Annotated in this window: 16 protein-coding genes; 5 read left to right on the top strand and 11 right to left on the bottom strand. The window is 51.1% G+C overall.

Annotated features, from left to right (window positions below; all coding sequences use genetic code 11):
* Positions 1-16: 16 nt before the first annotated feature.
* The 3 genes from G614_RS0109565 to G614_RS0109555 all read left to right on the top strand — a co-directional run bounded on the left by G614_RS0109565 (position 17) and on the right by G614_RS0109555 (position 3,334).
* Positions 17-727: a response regulator transcription factor gene (locus G614_RS0109565; protein ID WP_027641797.1), complete on the top strand. Its 711-nt coding sequence runs from the start codon at positions 17-19 to the stop codon at positions 725-727.
* A complete protein-coding gene (locus tag G614_RS0109560) occupies positions 724-2,130 on the top strand; it encodes a sensor histidine kinase (RefSeq protein WP_027641796.1) in 1,407 nt (468 codons plus the stop codon). Before G614_RS0109565 ends, G614_RS0109560 begins: the two co-directional genes overlap by 4 nt.
* A gap of 163 nt (positions 2,131-2,293) precedes the next feature.
* Complete coding sequence (locus G614_RS0109555) at positions 2,294-3,334, top strand: hypothetical protein (RefSeq protein ID WP_027641795.1); 1,041 nt, start codon at positions 2,294-2,296, stop codon at positions 3,332-3,334.
* Between the two features lie 226 nt (positions 3,335-3,560).
* Here G614_RS0109555 and G614_RS0109545 read toward each other — a convergent pair whose 3' ends face one another.
* The 9 genes from G614_RS0109545 to G614_RS0109510 all read right to left on the bottom strand — a co-directional run bounded on the left by G614_RS0109545 (position 3,561) and on the right by G614_RS0109510 (position 14,040).
* Complete coding sequence (locus G614_RS0109545) at positions 3,561-4,505, bottom strand: ROK family glucokinase (protein ID WP_027641794.1); 945 nt, start codon at positions 4,503-4,505, stop codon at positions 3,561-3,563.
* A 34-nt stretch (positions 4,506-4,539) separates the two neighbouring features.
* On the bottom strand, positions 4,540-5,829 hold the full coding sequence (locus G614_RS0109540) for a DUF5711 family protein (protein ID WP_027641793.1): 1,290 nt from the start codon (positions 5,827-5,829) through the stop codon (positions 4,540-4,542).
* Between the two features lie 103 nt (positions 5,830-5,932).
* Positions 5,933-7,465, bottom strand: a complete 1,533-nt coding sequence (locus G614_RS0109535; protein WP_027641792.1) for a LysM peptidoglycan-binding domain-containing protein — start codon at positions 7,463-7,465, stop codon at positions 5,933-5,935.
* 59 nt (positions 7,466-7,524) lie between these two features.
* Complete coding sequence (yyaC, locus tag G614_RS0109530) at positions 7,525-8,034, bottom strand: spore protease YyaC (protein WP_002566873.1); 510 nt, start codon at positions 8,032-8,034, stop codon at positions 7,525-7,527.
* A 326-nt stretch (positions 8,035-8,360) separates the two neighbouring features.
* Positions 8,361-9,284, bottom strand: coding sequence for a sugar phosphate nucleotidyltransferase (locus G614_RS0109525; RefSeq protein WP_027641790.1), 924 nt, complete (start codon positions 9,282-9,284; stop codon positions 8,361-8,363).
* 50 nt (positions 9,285-9,334) lie between these two features.
* Positions 9,335-10,621 carry a M20 family metallopeptidase gene (locus G614_RS0109520; protein WP_027641789.1) on the bottom strand — a complete coding sequence of 429 codons (1,287 nt, stop codon included), beginning with the start codon at positions 10,619-10,621 and terminating at the stop codon, positions 9,335-9,337.
* Positions 10,578-10,700: a hypothetical protein gene (locus G614_RS33350; RefSeq protein WP_278245984.1), complete on the bottom strand. Its 123-nt coding sequence runs from the start codon at positions 10,698-10,700 to the stop codon at positions 10,578-10,580. Before G614_RS33350 ends, G614_RS0109520 begins: the two co-directional genes overlap by 44 nt.
* Before the next feature lie 13 nt (positions 10,701-10,713).
* Positions 10,714-11,757, bottom strand: coding sequence for a ribonucleotide-diphosphate reductase subunit beta (locus G614_RS0109515; protein ID WP_027641788.1), 1,044 nt, complete (start codon positions 11,755-11,757; stop codon positions 10,714-10,716).
* 36 nt (positions 11,758-11,793) lie between these two features.
* Positions 11,794-14,040: a ribonucleoside-diphosphate reductase subunit alpha gene (locus G614_RS0109510; RefSeq protein ID WP_027641787.1), complete on the bottom strand. Its 2,247-nt coding sequence runs from the start codon at positions 14,038-14,040 to the stop codon at positions 11,794-11,796.
* Between the two features lie 328 nt (positions 14,041-14,368).
* On the opposite strand from G614_RS0109510, the gene G614_RS0109505 reads away from it, so the two are divergent.
* Complete coding sequence (locus tag G614_RS0109505; protein WP_027641786.1) at positions 14,369-15,232, top strand: YitT family protein; 864 nt, start codon at positions 14,369-14,371, stop codon at positions 15,230-15,232.
* Between the two features lie 101 nt (positions 15,233-15,333).
* Here G614_RS0109505 and G614_RS0109500 read toward each other — a convergent pair whose 3' ends face one another.
* Entirely contained in the window at positions 15,334-16,506 is a 1,173-nt protein-coding gene (locus G614_RS0109500) for an alginate O-acetyltransferase AlgX-related protein (protein ID WP_027641785.1), read from the bottom strand.
* A gap of 14 nt (positions 16,507-16,520) precedes the next feature.
* Positions 16,521-18,017 (bottom strand): MBOAT family O-acyltransferase, encoded by a 1,497-nt coding sequence (locus tag G614_RS0109495; protein ID WP_027641784.1) that lies wholly within the window; start codon positions 18,015-18,017, stop codon positions 16,521-16,523.
* A 300-nt stretch (positions 18,018-18,317) separates the two neighbouring features.
* On the opposite strand from G614_RS0109495, the gene G614_RS27185 reads away from it, so the two are divergent.
* The coding region (locus G614_RS27185) for a hypothetical protein (protein WP_044917539.1) at positions 18,318-18,525 on the top strand (208 nt) is incomplete at its 3' end.

The raw sequence follows: 18,525 nt of genomic DNA, 5'->3' as shown, positions 1-18,525 counted from the left end.
AAGGAGGAACTATAGCATGGCAGAAAAGCAAAGGATTCTGATTGTGGATGATGATGCAAATATTGCAGAATTAATCTCCCTCTACCTGATGAAAGAGTGTTATGAAACAATGATTGTAGGGGACGGCGAGGAAGCCCTTAAGGTATTTCCGGAATTCAGGCCCAACCTGGTACTGCTGGACCTGATGCTTCCGGGTATAGACGGTTATCAGGTCTGCAGGGAGCTGCGCGCTTCCTCTCAGGTACCGGTCATTATGTTGTCCGCAAAGGGAGAGATTTTCGACAAGGTACTGGGACTGGAGCTGGGGGCTGATGATTATATGATTAAACCCTTTGATTCCAAGGAACTGGTTGCCCGCGTCAAGGCAGTGCTGCGCCGTTACCAGGCATCTCCGGCCCCGGCTCCTTCGTCCACCGAACAGCAGGGCGAATACGTGGAGTACCCGGACCTGATTGTAAACCTTACCAATTATTCCGTAATCTATATGGGCCACTCCGTGGAAATGCCGCCAAAGGAGCTGGAGCTTTTGTATTTTCTGGCGGCTTCCCCCAACCAGGTATTTACCAGGGAACAGCTTCTGGACCATATCTGGGGCTATGAATACATTGGGGATACCCGTACCGTGGATGTACATATAAAGCGTCTGCGTGAAAAGATAAAGGACCACAACAGCTGGGCCATCACCACGGTCTGGGGAATCGGCTATAAATTCGAGGTGAAACGATGACCCGTTCTCTTTATTCCAAATTCATACTGGGATATCTGATTTTCGGTCTGATGGGCTTTATCTCCATTGCCACATTTTCATCAAAAATGACCCGTGACTATCTGGTTCAGAGTAAGGCGGACGCGCTATATGACGAGGCAAATATCATCGCCTCGTCATGCAGCACCATGTATCAGGGAAAACGGCTGGATTCCGAAGAGGTTTCCACCCAAATACGGGCGTTATCCCACTACCTGAGGGCCGAGATATGGGTGGTCAACCGTCAGGGCACCGTGGTTATGGACAGTCTGGGCGGTTCGCGGGTCCAGTCCTCCATAAACGGTTTTGACCCGGCATCCATCGGAAACCGGTCCTATACCATAGGGGATTACTATGGGATTTTTAATGGGAACGTGCTCAGCGTGTCAGCTCCCATCACAGGGAATTACAACACCTACGGCTATGTGCTGATTCACCTTCCCATCAGCGAAATCAACCAGTCCCAGAACGGCATCTTAAGCATACTTTACATCACATCCGCTGTCCTGTTTGGCCTGTCCCTCATTATCCTTCTGGTGTTTACCCAAACCGTGTACCTGCCTCTTCGCAAAATTACAGTGGGCGCCAATGAATATGCGGCCGGAAACCTGGATTACCGGATTGACGTAAAGACCCACGATGAGATGGGCTATCTCTCCGATACACTGAATTACATGTCCGATGAGCTGAATAAAATGGAGGAATACCAGAAAAATTTCATTGCCAATGTATCCCATGATTTCCGCTCTCCCCTGACTTCCATCAAGGGATACCTGGAAGCCATTCTGGACGGCACCATACCGGCTGAGATGTATGAAAAATATCTGTCCAGGGTCATATCCGAGACAGAGCGTCTTCACAAGCTGACAGAGAGCATGCTTACCCTGAACTCCCTGGATGCCAAGGGATATCTCTCCAGGACCAATTTTGATATCAACCGTGTCATAAAGGATACGGCGGCCTCCTTTGAGGGCACCTGCGAGTCTAAGAATGTAAGCTTTGATCTTACCTTCTCAGATGACATCCAGATGGTTTTTGCCGACCTTGGAAAAATACAGCAGGTCATGTACAACCTCATAGACAATGCCATCAAGTTCAGCCATCAAGATTCCACCATCTACATCCAGGCATCAGGGCGGTATGAAAAGATATTTGTGTCGGTCAAGGACACAGGCATCGGCATACCCAGGGACAGCTTAAAGAAAATCTGGGAACGTTTTTACAAGACCGATTTATCCCGCGGCAAGGATAAGAAGGGCACCGGGCTGGGCCTGTCCATTGTAAAGGAAATCATACAGGCACACGGCGAGAACATTGACGTGGTCAGCACGGAAGGAGTGGGAACAGAGTTCATTTTTTCACTGCCCCGTTCCACCAGCCTTTAGGGAATGTTTGCACTCCCGGATTATCCGCACTGCTGGGAATGTTTTCAAATATAAAAATGTTATAATATCGTAAGATATTTACCAGCAAATTGTGATATAGTTATATTATGGAGAAATGAATGATTCATTCCAATATGATTAGAAAAAGAAAGGACAGGCAGACATGATTACATGGAAAAAAGCGGGCACCGCATTGTTAGTTGCTTCTCTTATTTCTTCCGTCCTGGCTCCTGCAACCATGGCGGCAAGCAAGAAGAAGGTGGGCAAGATTTACCTCACTATTGACTCCGACATACGCACTGGACGTGATGGAGGAGATGTGGAGGTCACTGCTACCGGAGACAATACCGGTCTTTATTATGTAGACTCCTGGGAGGTCACCAATGATGACGGAGACACCTGGAGCAGTTCCAAGCCGCCTCAGGTAGACATCACCCTGGGTGTGGAGGATGAGGAAGAATACTATTTTTCCAATACATCTTCCAGCAACTTCAAGCTGACCTTAGGTTCCTCCAGCAAATACCGTTTTGATAAGATTAAATTTGTAAACGCCAAACGTAAGGACAGCAACGCCACTCTTATCCTTACGGTCCAGCTCGTATTTGACAAGGATGCGGATACCAGCGCGGCAGCTGCCCCGTCCAACCTTCAGTGGGATTCCGCTCACAACGGAAACGGTTCCTGGAACGAGGTTTCAAGCGCCAAATATTATCAGACCCAGCTCATTAAAAACGGAGCTGCCATAGGTGAAATCAAGGACATCTATAACACCTCCTATAATTTCAAGGACCAGATTACGGCGCCCGGCTCCTATCAGTTTAAGGTCCGCTCCGTGAAGTCCAGCAACAGCGCCAAGAGCAGCTGGAACACATCCGGCTCATGGACAGTAAGCGAAGCAGACATCGCTGCCCTGGGCAATACTGTCTCAGACAATTCCCAGCCCGCGGCAGGCACCTGGCAGACAGCAGCGGACGGCCGCTGGTGGTACAGCAATGCAGACGGCTCCTACCCGGTTTCCAGCTGGCAGCAGATTGACGGCAAGTGGTACTATTTTGACGCTGAGGGATATATGGCCACAGGATGGATTGAACTGGATGGTAAGTATTATTACCTGGATACTTCCAACGGAGCCATGTATGCCAATACACAAACACCTGATAACTGCTGGGTCGATGAATCCGGCGTATGGATTCCCGGAATGTAGCTGACCGGGTGTTTACAGGCAAAGATACTTTACAATTGGAAAAAGTTCCTTTATCAGACAAACAAGGAGCAGGCACATTAAGACAAACGTGCCTGCTCCCTTTTAACAAAAGAAGCCGCCCCCCCCCCCCAGGTGGAGGGATGAATTGCCAGAAACAAACTTAACGGCAGTGGCGGGCGGAGAGAAATCGGTATCCCCCCACCGTATCAGCCCTACAGTACCAGCCTTACAGTACCAGCCTTGCCGCCCCGTATATACCTGCGTCATTTCCCAGGGTGGCAAGTCCCAGCTTACCCTTGCATTTGGATATGGGGGTAAAATAATCATAATGCTTCTGGATAACATCAATCAGGAACTGTCCTGCCTTGGATACGCCTCCGCCTATAACGAAAATTTCCGGGTCAACTATCATGACGGCCATGGATAATGCCAGTCCCAGGTAGCGTCCCACCACATCCATCACTTCGTTGGCCAGCTCATCCCCTGCCTTGGCTGCGTCCAGCACATCCTTGGCCGTGACATTCCCGCCATGCTCACGCAGAGCCGAGGGCTTATCGCTGGCTGCCATCTTCCTTCTGGCCTCCCTGGCTATGCCTGTGGCCGAACAAATCTGCTCCACACAGCCCACTCCGCCGCAGTTGCAGTGCTCCCATTCCTCATCCCTTACGTGGATGTGGCCAATCTCACCGCCCAGGCCGTGACGGCCGGCAATGATTTTCTCATCAATGATGACACCGCCTCCCACACCGGTTCCCAGGGTAATCATGACCAGATCCTTATATCCCTTGCCTCCGCCCTGCCACATCTCTCCTAGGGCAGCCACGTTGGCGTCATTTCCGCTCTTTACAGTGACTCCGTCCAGCAGGCTGCTGAGCTCTTCCTGGGGATTCATCCGGCGCCATCCCAGGTTCACACATACCTCCACGAATCCATCCGGCAAAACCGGCCCGGGAACTCCCAGCCCGATTCCGGCCAAGTCCGTCCTGAGGTTCAGTCCCATTTCCTCCATCTTAGCACGGATGGACCGTGCCACATCAGGAAGGATATACTTTCCGCCCTCCTCTTTACGGGTCCTTACTTCCCACTTGTCCAAAAGCTCTCCCGTACTCTCAAAAAGTCCGATTTTTACCGAAGTTCCTCCGACATCTACTCCGATACATTTCATCCCCATGGTATCTATACTTCCTTTCGCTTTTATTCCTGCATCACTGCAGCTTTATTTCCGTCATTTTCTGAGGTCCCATGACAAGAAGGGTTCCCGGGAACCTTCCTGCGGATACCTTGCTGACCGTAAAGTCAAATGTTCCGTTGTATTTCTCCGTACCTGTCATGTTGTAAACCTTGCAGGAACTGTCATTATACAAAAGAACCAAATCACCGTCAATATCAAATCCAGTATACTGGTAGTTAAAGGTCTTTTCAAAAACAGGGCTTCCCTCCCTGTCATAAATCCTCAGTCTGTAAGGGTCGCCGCCTTCCACATTATCCGTAACAATGCCGACCTTGTCCTGAGCATAACTGATGCTTCTTATATTCTCCTCTATGGGAATCTGGCTCACCAGCTCCGGCGATGTCTCCACCCTGGTTGAAAAGAACTGTATTCCCTTATCCGTGAATATGACGGAATGGCTCTCATCCAGAAACCTGACCCTTCCCGCCATGGCATCTCCCAGGTCCTTAGGAAAGAATATACCCACCACACGGTTGGGAGCATTCTTACCCAGTCCGAAATTATAAAACACAATCTTGCATTTTATCATGCCCTGATCCAGATACATATAGGATGTAATAAGCTGAGTGCCATTGGGCGAAAGACTTAAGTCCACCGGATACCCGTCGCCTGACAGCAGAGACTTTACCATGATGTCCAGGGAGCTTCCGTCCCTTTTATATAAATAGATATAGCTCGCCTTGGAATCCTCCTGAAGGGCAGCCACCACGCCCTTGGCGGACACCGTGACCCTCAATATGGGCAGCAGCGTGGTAGCCTGTCCCTGGGTCCCGTTTTTATCGCATATGTAGATGCTGTTGCCCTGCTGGTCGCCAATAGCCACAAAATCGCCGTTGACCGATACCACGGGAGACCTCATTTCATAGCTCTGTATCCACACCACCTTGCCCTTGGCGTCCAGATAGGTAGCTCCATCCTTGGTATATTTGAGGACTCCGTCCCCGAAATCCCTGTACCCGCAGAAGCTTCCCTCACCCTGGGCCGCTGCTTCCTGGGCCTCAGCCACCAGGTCCCGCTCCCAAACCGTCTGGTAATCCGTAAAGGTGTGATAGCGTTCATACCGGAACAGCACCAGGGCTGCTATGGCGGCCAGGGCAACAAGCACAGCCAGAATAATCAGGCGCTTCCTGACTACGCGCCGGTGCGCCTTATGCACGATTTCCCGGCTGTCCTCCTCTTCCTGGAAGGGACTGGCGGAAGGTACGATTTGACGCTTCAGCTGCTTTTTTTTATTTTCACGGCTCATTGAATTGGTACTGCCCATCCTGCGTTCTCCCAAAATTCGTCTTTTGCGTATATGCAATAGTATACAACAATTTTGGATAAAACGCATTATCTTTTTCCGCCAGAGGTTTCCAGGCATATGCTTACGGAACCAGAAGCTTTTGTCCTGCAAATATGCTGTTTTGATCTGTCAGGGAATTGACCCGGCAAATTTCATCTATGTGCTGCAGATTATGATACAGCTTAAAGCAGATTCCATACAATGTCTCTCCGTCCGCCACGGTATACACCTTGTAGCTGGCAGCGGACACAGTCTGGTCATCAGCTTCCCCTCTGCCTCCGGTTGGCGGAAGTGTGGAATCATCAGCAGGAGCTTTTGTCTCCGCTGCCGCCTGGCTATGACCGGACTCCGTCTGTTCATTTTCCTTTTGGGCTGAGTCAGTCTTGGACGCATCCTGGCTGGATGTCTGGCCATTTTCCTGACCCGATGCCGCCGCCTGGCCGCTTCCCTGACCTGTCGCTGCCGTCTGGCCGCTTCCCTGGCCTGATGCCGCTGCCTGGCCATTTCCCTGGCCTGCCGCTGCCTGGCCTGCCGCTGCCTGGCTGCTTCCCTGGCCTGCCGCTTCCTGGCCGCTTCCCTGACCTGCCGCCGTCTGCCCATTTCCCTGGCCTGTCCCGCCCGTCTGGCCGCTCTTTGCCGGCGCAAGCGTTTCCGGAGTTACCCTGGAGGGTTTCTCATCTCCATTCTCCGGTGACGGGGCCGTGGTGGGATATACCTTTCCCGATGCCTCCTCAATCACATAATCAGGCTGGTCCGCAGCGGACCAGCCCTTTCCGGACGGATTCTCTGTTCCGCCCTTTCCGGCAAACGCCCTCAGGCCGTCCTTTATGTTTCCTTCCGGTACCACGGATGCAATCACGCTTTCCATCTGGTGCATTTTCTGATAGTTGTTGAACATAGCCACGCCGCCTGCCAGTACTGTGACAGCCAATACGCTGCAAAGGCCTGACAAAACTCCCACCGTGCTCCGGTGACGTCCTGCCTCCACCCTGCGCTCGTCCATTTTCTGCTTAAAGTTCTGGATGACCTTATCATCCACTCCTGTTTCTGCCCTTGGCACATCCTTGCGCAGTATCATGTAATCCTGCATCATCTGGTTGCGCTCATAATATATGCTGTATCCTCTCAATTTGTAAAATCCGTCGGAGGATGTTATGTAAACAGCTTCCTCGCCCTCCAGACCGCAGTTCAGATACATGAGCTGGTTCTTTCCCGTAAAATACTGGCTGTGCTGCTTCCAATAGGTCAGGGGGCTTAAGGTACAGCCGGGTCCCGCGCAGAGGAACCATCCCTGAACCGTGCGCTTGGGAAACATCTGCTCCACATCCTGGTAGGCCTTTTTCCAGGCGTCCTCGGTGAATGCCACCTTTCCGCCTTCCTCGGTGACCGAATCCATTTCCAGGGCTCCATCCACAAAAACAAAAGGTATGTCTTCATGGGTCTCCCTGCTTCCCAAAAGCAGACCCACACGCAAATCAGCCCCCTTTGCCGGCTGGAGGCGTTTTAAATAAGTATTTACATAATCTTCCAGATATAATTTTAAGACCTGGTCCCTCTCACCTATCTGCCGGAAATTCTTCGGCAGCTTAGGGAAGGGTTCATATAATTCTCCCATAGAATCACCCCGCTGTTTTTAATCCAAACAAGCATAGCAGATTCCCGGCGCAGAATTTGTCATATTATGGCAGCATTTTCCCATAATCGTTCGACAAGAAAAATGCTTTCGCAAATGCAGTCCGCCATTTTCATCACCATGGACAGGCGCACGCTCTGGAGCATGACCGGATCCCGGCTGCCCACTCCGCCCACGATTCCGGTTATGGCTATGTCGCCCACGGCCTGCAGTTCCTTGGACACTCCCAATCCCGGCTGAAGCGCTCCCCGCCCCAGGGTCGCGTATCCCACATGGTCCAGACTGCCCACCGAAGCATCAATGGCAACCACAACATAGTCAGGATAGTGAAGCCGTATATACCTGGCGTACAAATCCAGATTCATGGCATGGACCGGCTTATCAAGTGTTCCTATGACCGCCGCTCCCTTAAGCCGCCGGCTGCGGAGCATATGTCCCACCAGAGGGCCCAGGCTGTCCCCGGTGGACCGGTCTGTGCCGATACACAGGAACATGATTCCATCCTTTCCCTTGGCTGCCATCTCCTCCCTGATAAGCCGGTCCAGGTGCATGGCAAAACCCTCCGTTTCAAAACCTTCTGATGTATTATAATAACATATGTCTTCCCGTTTTTGTACGTTAAATGTTTTCCATAATTTCATAGCTAAGTTGTCCACCCAAACATGTTATAATCATCGCCCGGCTTAAGTGGGCTGTTTTTATAGTATAGGCCTGGGTATTTGAAATTATGCATGAAAAAAGGACACACGGATTGACAGTATCCGCATGTCCCTGTCTGCCTGACGGCCATATCATGGCCGGACCATGACCTTTGGGGCAGTTTTAGCCAGGCAGTTTTTTATTTTATACTGCTTATATCTTCAGGTTATAAAACCCCTTATCCAAACAACCTCTCCTTATAAACCCCTGACTCAATCAGTCCTCTGATGGCATCTGTCACGGCCTGCTTATCTTCCCTATAGGTAACGCCAAACCATTTATCCGGGGTGTCAAGAACGGTTACTCTCGCCTTCTTATTCTGTACCAGATTGTCTATAATTTTAGGAAGAAGGTATTCTGATTTAATATCCCCCTCTTTCAGACTGTCCAAAAATACAGGGAATCCCTTCTCCAGCTCCTGGATGAAGCTGGCCGGAAGCCCCCACATATTCATGGAAACAGGCTGGGACGGACTGATGGTCACAGGCGCACCGCTCTCGTCCGTGGCATGGAGCCCATCTTCCTTCATCTGGATATTATATGTCTCTGTCACATTCGTCAAAAATCCATCCCCATCCACCTGGCACACGCCTCTGGTGACTGTGCCGTTATCGCTCAGGGTGTTGGACAGCACAAAACCACCCATGCAGATATCATATATCTCAGACTGTGAGTCCATATGCTCCGCCATGTAATCATGAATCCTGCGGAATCCTTCCCGTCCATAGTAATCATCCGCATTAATCACAAGGAATGGTCCGTCTACCATACCCTTCACGGAAAGGACCGCCTGGCCCGTGCCCCATGGTTTGGTTCTTCCGGGTGTCACTTCATAGCCGGCCGGAAGGTTTTCCAGTTCCTGGTATGCGTATTCCACCGGAAGGAGCTTCTCTATCCTGTGTCCTATGATTTCCTTAAAATCCTTTTCCAGATCTCTCCTGATAATGAATATTACCTTATTAAATCCCGCTTCCATGGCATCGTGGATTGAATAATCCATGATAATCTCGCCGCTGGGTCCCATAGGCTCCAGCTGCTTGATGCCGCCTCCAAAGCGGCTTCCGATACCGGCTGCCATGATTACCAATACAGTATCTTTCATCCTTATCTTCTCCTTTGATTTAAACTGGTTACACTATAGCACATTTGACCTTAAAAGGCAAAGGGAAAGAATGCCTCCTGCCGTGCCAGCTCAGTCAGAACGCGTCTGCATCGGCACACATCCTCATATGGCACGTACTCATTGGGCTTATGGGCCAGCTCCAGGCTGCCGGGACCGTAGGACATGCAGTTGCGGTTGCCCAGGGTTCCTGCAATGACTGCTGTATCCGTATAGCCGTTAAAGGAACCGATATATGTGTCCTCCCCCGTCACACGGTCGCAGACAGACTTAAGGCTGGCCAGGAGCCGGGAACCGCTGTCCTTTTCCACGCAGGGACGGTCACCTGTGATGAGGTAACTGCCCCTGACTCCCACAATCTCGGCTTCTGCCGCCTTTACAGCTTCCTCCACTATATTTTTCGCAGCCGCTGTATCCGTAGGCGGCACCAGACGCATGTCAATCCATACCTTACAGGAATCCGGCACAACATAGGGACGGTACCCCCCTGTTATCTGTCCAAAGGTCACCGTAGACATACCCAGGTCCTCATGAACCGGACAGCTTCCAATGGCCTTACGGATATGGCTGACTGCCTCTGCCATAGCGGCAATGGCGTCAGCGCCCTTCCATGGATTGCTGGCATGGGCCGTGACTCCCTGCATGGTCAATTCAAACCAGGTCCTGCCCTTATGAGCTACCTGAATCTGACCGGCCGTTGGTTCCGTATCCAGAATCCAGTCCTCCCGGCCTACCCATCCGTCCCGGATAGCGCTTTCCACTCCCCGCATGAAATCTTCCTCGTCCACGGTTCCGATGAATACAAAGGGCCGCACCGGAAGCTCCCCTGTGCTTCCGGCCAGCTCCGCCATGTCTGAAAATGCAGACAGCGCGCAGGCCAGGCCTGACTTCATGTCACAGGCCCCTCTTCCGTACAGGCGGCCTTCCTTAACCACTGCTCCCAGGGCCGGAGTATCCTCCTCCCAACCCTCCCCCAGCATCACCGTATCCATATGGCATATGTACACAAGGGCAGGCGCCGGAGCTTCTTCTCTCCCCGGTATGCGGGCCATAAGATTAAATCGGCCCGGCATCACTTCCTTTTGAACCAGTTCAATCCGGTTCTTAAGCGCTCCTGCCTTTTCCTCTATCTCCTTTGTAAGCCATTCATATATCCACTGTTCAATTTGCCCCTCATAGGCTCCCGGGTCAGAGCTGTCAATCTGTACCAGCTGTCCTGCCAGCTCCCAGGTCCTGCGGTCCCCCTCTTCTACTGTCACGTTTTCGCTCCTCCTGTCAATCATATGATTGGATACCAGGCGTCTGATACTGCATCTGATACTGCTTCTGATACTGCTTCTGATACTGCTTCTGATACTGCTTCTGATACTGCTTCTCATGCCGGTATCCCTGCTCCATTATACCCCCATATCTATAAATCATCAACAATGGCGGCACTTTTTGCGTAAGCCGTGCTCTTTGCCTCAAAAAAGTCTGTTTTCACCATATTGGCATTGGAATACTGGTTAACCCATTTCATGGATTCCGGCTCCTCGTCATACCCCTCGTACAAGGTGCCGAAGCCCAGCCCGCTCCAGCGCAGGTTTCCCAGATACCGTATGTAGTCCGTAACCATTTCGCTGGTCAGACCCGGAACATCATCGCCAATCACATAGCACCCCCACTGTATTTCCTGAGCCACGCCTTCCTCCAGCATGGACTTAAGCATATCTACCATCTCCGGCGTGAATAACTGCGGCTCCTCTTTCCTGAGTTCCCCAATCATGTTGCGAAACAGCCACAAATGGGTATTCTCGTCCCGGTTGATATAGCGGATTTCCTGGACGCTTCCGGGCATCTTGCCGCCCCTTCCCAGGTTATAAAAAAACATGAACCCGCTGTAAAAATAGATGCCCTCCAGGATATAGTTTGCCATAATGACCCTGAGAAGGGTCACATCGTCCTTCTTCTCCTGGAATTCATTATACAGATTTCCAATAAATGTATTGCGGCGCAGAAGGTGTTCATCCTCCTTCCACTGGTACAATATCCTGTCCCGCTCCACCGGGCTGCAGATGGAATCCAGCATATAGCTGTAGCTCTGGCTGTGCACCGCCTCCTGGAATCCCTGGATCGTAAGGCACAGATTCACCTCATTGGCTGTGATATACTGGGCAATGCAGGGCAGGTTGGCTGTCTGGATGGAATCTAAGAACACCAGAAAGCTCAGTATCTTATCATAGGCAGTCCGCTCCGGAGCCGTTAGGTTCTTATAATCCTTTAAATCCGCGCTGAGGTTGATTTCCTCCGGAATCCAGAAATTATTCATGGCCTGGCGGTACCAGCTGCTGGCCCAGGCGTATTTCATATTATTAAAGTCGTTGAGATTGGTGGTGTTTCCGCCTATCATCCTCCTGCTGTTCTTATCCGTGTCGCCCTGAGGGTTAAACAGGGGCTTGGCCGATAATATACTCATATCAACATCCTTTCTTATATACCTTTCAAAAGCCGCTTAGCTGGAACAGCTTTCACACTCCTCCACCTCCAGAGATTTGCTGCGCACATAGTAGAGGGTCTTTACGCCGCTCTCCCAGGCCAGTATATAGAGGTTCAGCAGCTGCCGCATGGTGTAATCGTTGGTAATGTACAGGTTCACGCTCTGGGCCTGGTCAATGTGCCTCTGGCGCACGCCTGCGGCCCTCACTGTCCAGGTCTGGTCCATGGTGTATCCGCTTTTATACAGCCAGAAGGTCCGGGGTGTCAGGTCCGGGGCAACCCTGGGCAGGATGGCGTTCTTTTTCTCTTCCAGATAAAACCGCTTCATCACAGGGTCCAGGCCTGCCGTTGTACCGGAAAGTATGCTGGTACTGCTGGTAGGCGCCACAGCCAGAAGATAGGCGTTGCGCATTCCATGCTCTGCCACCTGTCCCGCCAGCGCTTTCCATTCCCCGCTCACAAGCCCCCGCTTCTCAAAGTATGCCCCTGTCTGCCATTCGCTTCCCTCAAAATACCGATAACATCCCTTCTCAGCCGCCAGATTGGCGCTGGCCCTGACAGCCGCGTAATGAATCCGCTCAAACACCCGGTCCGCAAAGGCCAGATGCTCCTCGCTCTCCCACCGGATGCCGTGCTTTGCCAGCATATGGTGGTAACCGTTGACTCCCAGGCCGATTCCCCTGTAATTCCGGTTGGTGATTCCGGCATAGGCCAGCGGATAAAAATTCAGGTCAATCACATTATCCAGTGCCCTCACGGCACTGGCAGCAATACGCTCCACTTCGTCCGAATCATCCACATCAATGGCCCCCAGGCAAAGGCTGGCCAGATTACAGACCACAAAATCTCCCGGCCGTGTGGTCCGGACCACCGTGGTCTCCCCATTTACCTCCAGCACCTGAGTTGATATACTTTCTATGGGAGACATGTTCTGGGCAATCTCGGTGCACAGGTTGGAACAGTATATGATGCCCCGGTGGCTGTTGGGATTGGCCCTGTTTACTGTATCCCGGTTAAAGATAAAGGGTGTGCCTGTCTCCACCGCGGACTTGATAATCAGGCGCACCACATCCTTTAACAACACAGTTCGCTTGGATATCCTGTCATCTCCCACGCAGTCCAGATACCGTTCCTCCCACAACTCCCCGTAACAGTCCTCCAGGCAGTATCCCTTGACGGTCTGAATCTCGTGAGGGCACATCAGATGCCAGTCCTGGTCCAGATTCTCCTTAGCCATCCTCCAGAACAAATCAGGAAAACACACTGCCGGGAAAATGTCATGGGCCTTCATGCGGTCGTCCCCATTATTAGTCCGAAGCTGAAGGAACTCCGGCAGATCCTTGTGCCAGGCGTCCAGATAAACCGCTGCAGCGCCCTGGCGCATCCCCAGCTGGTCCACTGCCACAGCCGTATCGTTCACCAGCTTAATCCAGCGGATCACACCTCCGGCAGCCCCCTCAAAGCCCCGGATCCTGCTTCCCGCAGCCCTGACCTTTCCGAAATACAAGCCCATGCCCCCGCCAAATTTGCTGACCTGGGCAAAGTTGTCCACGCTTCTGTAAATTCCTTCCAGACTGTCCGGCACAGTGTCAATAAAACAGCTGGAAAGCTGATGGTACGGCTTCCTGGCATTGGAAAGGGTGGGGGTGGCCATGGTTACCTGCATCCGGCTGAGCATATCGTAAAACCGGCGCACCCATTTTATCCTGCACGCCTTATCTTCCTTCATGGCCAGGTGCAGGGCAATGCCCAGATACATTTCCTGGGGCGTCTCTAACGGATGATGGCTGTGGTCCTGGATCACATACCGCTTAAGGAGCAAATCCAGTCCCGCATAGGTAAAGAGCTTATTTCTCTCATCATCCAGAAATCCTTCCGCCTCCTCTATCTCCTCCCGGCTGTAATGCTTCAGAATATAATCACCATATAATCCCTGATCTGTCAGATATGAAATCTTTTCATAGAGCCCCCTGATTCCCAGCCCCCTAAGCTGTTCCTCCATCTCACAGGCAAAACGGCAGTACCGCAGCCTGGCCGCTGCAAATTCCCACAGGGGTGTTTCCTTGGAAGTCAGTTCCGCCGCGGAACGAATCAGGGCTTCCATGCCCTCCGCAGGTTCCATCCCCGGCTTGTGGAAGGAGCGGTACCTTTCAAGCAGACGCTCCAGCCCATATCCCTCCCCCTGAAAATCCCTATCAATTCCTTCCAGGCATTGTTCCAGCCCTTTATAGTCCAAATCTATATCCACTTTCCTATTCGCCATGATGACCTTTTGCTCTCCTTCTCTAATTCCTGACATCCGTGCATTCCTTTTCCAGATGTCACGCCCACCATTATAAACCATATATATAGTGGTTACAAGCTGTTTTCGCGCCACCTATACCCCAAATACTGTATTCTCCTTTATTCACAAGGCTTTTCCGGCTACAATTATATACTTGTGGCTGTTTCAACAAAAAATGTGATTGCACTTGTAGTAGTTTCAGCCTATTATATGGATGGAACAACAATGAATACGTGGCATTCAGGCCACAAAGGGGGTAAACTTCCCGCGTATCCGTTACTCGGATCATGCAAGGGAAGCAGGGATTATGAGCGAGATAAAAAGTCCATTTTGGCGCATGGCAGCCGAATATGGCATCATTACAGTAAGCATCTGGATTATGGTGGTTGGAATCTACTTTTTCAAGTTTCCCAATCATTTTGCATTTGGAGGCGTTACAGGCTTTTCCACGGTAGTAAGTGAAATCGGCCGTTGGTCCGCCAGTGATTTCACATTTATTGTGAACACCTCCCTGCTGGTATTAGGGTTCATTTTCCTGGGTAAGGGCTTTGGAATAAAGACCGTTTATGCCAGTATGGTCATGTCCATCAGCCTGTCCCTGCTGGAACGTGTCTGTCCTTTAAGCAGGCCGCTGACAACAGAACCTTTGCTGGAGCTGCTGTTTGCTATTTTCCTGCCGGCAGTGGGCACAGCCATCCTCTTTAATCTGGGAGCTTCCAGCGGCGGTACAGATATCATCGCCATGATACTTAAGAAATATACCAGCCTTAACATAGGAACCGTCCTCATGCTGGTGGATGTGGCGGCCGTGGCCTCCTCATTTTTCATCTTCGGACCTGAGACAGGGCTGTTCTCCACCATCGGCCTGGCGGCCAAATCCCTGGTCATCGACGATGTGATTGAGAATTTGAATCTGTGCAAATGCTTTAATATTATCTGTGACGACCCGGAGCCGATCTGCGACTATATCATCAACACGCTGCACCGCAGCGCCACGGTATACCATGCAGAGGGAGCGTTTACCCATCATGAAAAGACGGTAATCATGACCACCATGAAACGCAGCCAGGCATTAAAGCTGCGCAACTATATCCGCACCATTGAGCCCACAGCCTTCATGCTGATATCCAACTCCAGCGAAATCATCGGAAAAGGATTCCTGGCCGGGTAAGCTTAGTTGCGCTCTTCCATATCATATATAAAAATAACGGCAGCACAATCCGGTTGATTCCAATCAGATTCGCTGCCGTTTTTCCATTCCGCCCATTTTAGTCAGCGGTTAATTCCATCCCCGTATCCAATGGTCCCCAGGCGTTCCAGCAGTCCGAACATATAATCCGTATACCGTTCCGCCACCTCAATCACCACTGCATCCGGCCGAAGCTCAAGGGCGGCTGCCCCGCAGTCCTCTGTCCGGTAATCCATCAGCGTCACATCCGGGTAGTTCCTGGCAAAGTACTCAGCCATGTGTACCCCGAAGGAATCCCTGCATATAAGGATTTTTTCTGCCTTCCCCTCTGCGTCTGAGGAGTAGTGGGTTATGGTCTCATGTTCATTCTGGTAATCTATTTCAAAGGACACATCCTCCCTGTAGCCTGACACCTTGAGGAATGGGTCATCGTCATAATACTTCTGAAGATTCAGCATGGTCGCCAGGTCCCCGCTGAAGGTTCCCCTGTTTTCAATATCATAAGAGCGGTATGACTCCGGTCCGAACGGCTCCCCGTCTATATCCTGTATCACCATCCGGGATGCCATGAATGCCCCCATATCATTCCAATGGGTATCGTACTTCCTGTATATCTGGCACCAGTCATCCTTGGCCTTTCTGAACTCATCCAGGGGATAGTACACATCACAGTCCGTATTCTCCTTCAGATATGCGTACAGCAAATCCGCCTTGGACTGTTCCTGAACCACTTTCACGGAGGAGGGCATAAACTCACTGTACACCTGCTCCTTGTTGGGAACCATATAGAAAACCAGCTTCATCCCTCTGGAAGCCAGGTTTTCATTGGCCTGTTTAAGCAGCGCGGCAAACCGTTCCAGCTCCTCTTCACTGTAGTGATTGGTTCCCTGGTAGTCCGCAATGCTGTCCTCCATTTCCCCCTTCAGCTTGTAGAACATCCATCCGTCCTTTCCCATAAGCACGGCATCGGATGTAACTTCCCCAAACACGTGGATGTCCGCCAGTTTTCCAAAGGCCACAATGGGATTCTTAAAAGCCAGATGGTCATTAAAGTAGGCGTCATACTGACCCGGATAGGATTTAAGGTCCGCCGCCCTAAGATTCCTGAAATTAAGAACCGGCTTTTCCTGGTAAATCCGGTTCTCGTAATTCTCCGTGTCCACATAGTCCTTAAGAGGTATGAACAGGAGTCTGGGCAGTATCATCATCCCCAGGAACATGCCTGAAAATATATATGCTTTTGCGCGTTGTCTCATCTGCATCCTCCTCTCTAAAACCGGAAATAAATAAACGGATTATAGGTGCTGCCCACAGCCATCACAATAGAGTAGGCGAACAGCAATATAAGTCCCAGGCCTTCAGACAGGTAAATGCTCCTGCCGTCCTGCATATGTTTCCTGAAACGGGGAACCAGGGCCTGAAACGGGCCGCACAGCACCATTCCAATCACCATATAGACTATGGTCTTATGGCTCATATACATGGCCGTATCATATATCCCGGGCCGCAGAAGAAACATCTGCCTGAGCAGCATGAGTCCCCTGGTCAGCGAATCCGCCCGGAACATGGTCCATCCCACCACGGTAACGAAGAACATATAAATATAGCTGACAGCGGCAGGCAGCCTCTCCAGCCGCTGCTTTAAAAACAGCCGTTCCGCCACCTGAAGGCAGCCGTAATACATTCCCCACGCAATGAAGGACAGGCCAGCGCCATGCCAGAATCCGGTACAGACAAACACGATCATCAGATTGCGGCAGGTGACCAGTGTCCCCTTCCTGCTTCCGCCAAGAGGAATATAGAGGTAGTCCTTAAACCAGCCGGAAAGGGAAATATGCCATCTGCGCCAGAACTCTCCCACGGTCCTGGCCAGATACGGATAATTGAAATTCTCTGTCAGCTCAAAGCCCAGCATTTTGCCAAGGCCCACCGCCATATCCGAATAACCTGAAAAATCAAAATAAATCTGCAGCGTATACAGGATTCCCACATACCAGCCCAAACCTCCGCTAATCTGGTCCATGGGATTGGCCAGAACCTTGTCCACCACGCTTCCGAACTGGTTGGCAAGTATAACCTTCTTGCCCAGTCCGTAGATAAACCGCCTGGCTCCGCAGGCAAACAGTTCCGGCGTCACATGGCGGTTTCTGATACATGCCCCCATCCCCTGATAGCGCTCGATGGGCCCCTGTATCATCTTAGGGAAAAAGGACATGTAAAGTCCCAGGTTCAGCAGGTTCCTCTCGGCCCGTATGGTCCCCCGGTACACATCCGCCACATAAGATATCATCTGAAATGTGTAAAATGAGATGCCCACCGGTAGCAGCAGGTTCTTTGGCTCCACCACGGTGCCTCCCGCCAGCTTATTCACCAGACCGGTCAGGAAATCAAAGTATTTAAAATAACCCAGAAACCCCAGGTTCACCGCCACCAGTACGACAAGGAGCAGCTTATCCGGGGTAAAGAGCGTCTGCTTACCGGCGCCGGAAGTGGTCTGCCTGTCTGACCTGACAGCCGCCTTGGCAGCAGCCCCTGCTGCCCCGGCATCCGGCCCGCTGCCCCGCACAGCCTCTATACCGACAGCGCCTGCGTAATTCACTGCCAGGGACAAAAGGAGTAGCCATATATACTCCTGCTCTCCCCACGCGTAGAAAATAAAGCTCATTGCCAGCAGAAACAGGCTGCTTAACCGGATTGGCAGCACCAGATTGACCACCAGCACAAAGGGCAGGAACAGCCATAAAAATATCATGGAACTAAATAGCATGAAGTTTTTTCCTTCCTGAATTCATTCTTCCGTCCACAGGATCCCCGGAAATGCCCTGCAGAATGCCGTCATCTGTCTGTTGGCGTCCATTTCCCTGCGGTCCGGACCATGGCGATATTATAACATGCCTCCACGGGATTTAAAAGGCTGATAATGGATCCCTTTAAATGTCCAAGAGTAGCGTAAAATAAATTTCGGGTAATGGGAATTTATGTAAACCATAAAAAGGAATGAAAAGAAAGCACCCCTTTGTGATAATATAGTTTTGCAAACATACACTCACAAAGAAAGGTGCTTTCCATGATTAACAGTATACAACATTTTATCGAAAAAGAAACCTATGAAATTGAAAAGACCATGAGGAAATTTGTGGAAGGAGCTCTTGATATTGATTCCTATGGGAAAGAACTTCAGGAAAGAAGCCTGAATCTGGCACGGAACATTCTGGTAGAGACACTGGAAACGATGGACCAGACCATAAAAAACAGTGCGGAACGCTTGGAGGCCT

The organism is [Clostridium] clostridioforme AGR2157 (assembly GCF_000424325.1).
Taxonomy (GTDB): Bacteria; Bacillota; Clostridia; order Lachnospirales; family Lachnospiraceae; genus Enterocloster; species Enterocloster clostridioformis_A.
Note: the sequence above shows the minus strand (reverse complement) of the source record. Positions and strands in the feature narration are given on the sequence as shown.

What these genes read in the sequence shown, in the direction of transcription:
- G614_RS0109565 (WP_027641797.1), top strand. Translation starts at nt 17, where the DNA reads ATGGCAGAAAAGCAAAGGATTCTGATTGTGGATGATGATGCAAATATT.
- G614_RS0109560 (WP_027641796.1), top strand. Translation starts at nt 724, where the DNA reads ATGACCCGTTCTCTTTATTCCAAATTCATACTGGGATATCTGATTTTC.
- G614_RS0109555 (WP_027641795.1), top strand. Translation starts at nt 2,294, where the DNA reads ATGATTACATGGAAAAAAGCGGGCACCGCATTGTTAGTTGCTTCTCTT.
- G614_RS0109545 (WP_027641794.1), bottom strand. Translation starts at nt 4,505, where the DNA reads ATGGGGATGAAATGTATCGGAGTAGATGTCGGAGGAACTTCGGTAAAA.
- G614_RS0109540 (WP_027641793.1), bottom strand. Translation starts at nt 5,829, where the DNA reads ATGGGCAGTACCAATTCAATGAGCCGTGAAAATAAAAAAAAGCAGCTG.
- G614_RS0109535 (WP_027641792.1), bottom strand. Translation starts at nt 7,465, where the DNA reads ATGGGAGAATTATATGAACCCTTCCCTAAGCTGCCGAAGAATTTCCGG.
- yyaC (WP_002566873.1), bottom strand. Translation starts at nt 8,034, where the DNA reads ATGCACCTGGACCGGCTTATCAGGGAGGAGATGGCAGCCAAGGGAAAG.
- G614_RS0109525 (WP_027641790.1), bottom strand. Translation starts at nt 9,284, where the DNA reads ATGAAAGATACTGTATTGGTAATCATGGCAGCCGGTATCGGAAGCCGC.
- G614_RS33350 (WP_278245984.1), bottom strand. Translation starts at nt 10,700, where the DNA reads ATGGAGCAGGGATACCGGCATGAGAAGCAGTATCAGAAGCAGTATCAG.
- G614_RS0109515 (WP_027641788.1), bottom strand. Translation starts at nt 11,757, where the DNA reads ATGAGTATATTATCGGCCAAGCCCCTGTTTAACCCTCAGGGCGACACG.
- G614_RS0109510 (WP_027641787.1), bottom strand. Translation starts at nt 14,040, where the DNA reads ATGGCGAATAGGAAAGTGGATATAGATTTGGACTATAAAGGGCTGGAA.
- G614_RS0109505 (WP_027641786.1), top strand. Translation starts at nt 14,369, where the DNA reads ATGAGCGAGATAAAAAGTCCATTTTGGCGCATGGCAGCCGAATATGGC.
- G614_RS0109500 (WP_027641785.1), bottom strand. Translation starts at nt 16,506, where the DNA reads ATGAGACAACGCGCAAAAGCATATATATTTTCAGGCATGTTCCTGGGG.
- G614_RS0109495 (WP_027641784.1), bottom strand. Translation starts at nt 18,017, where the DNA reads ATGCTATTTAGTTCCATGATATTTTTATGGCTGTTCCTGCCCTTTGTG.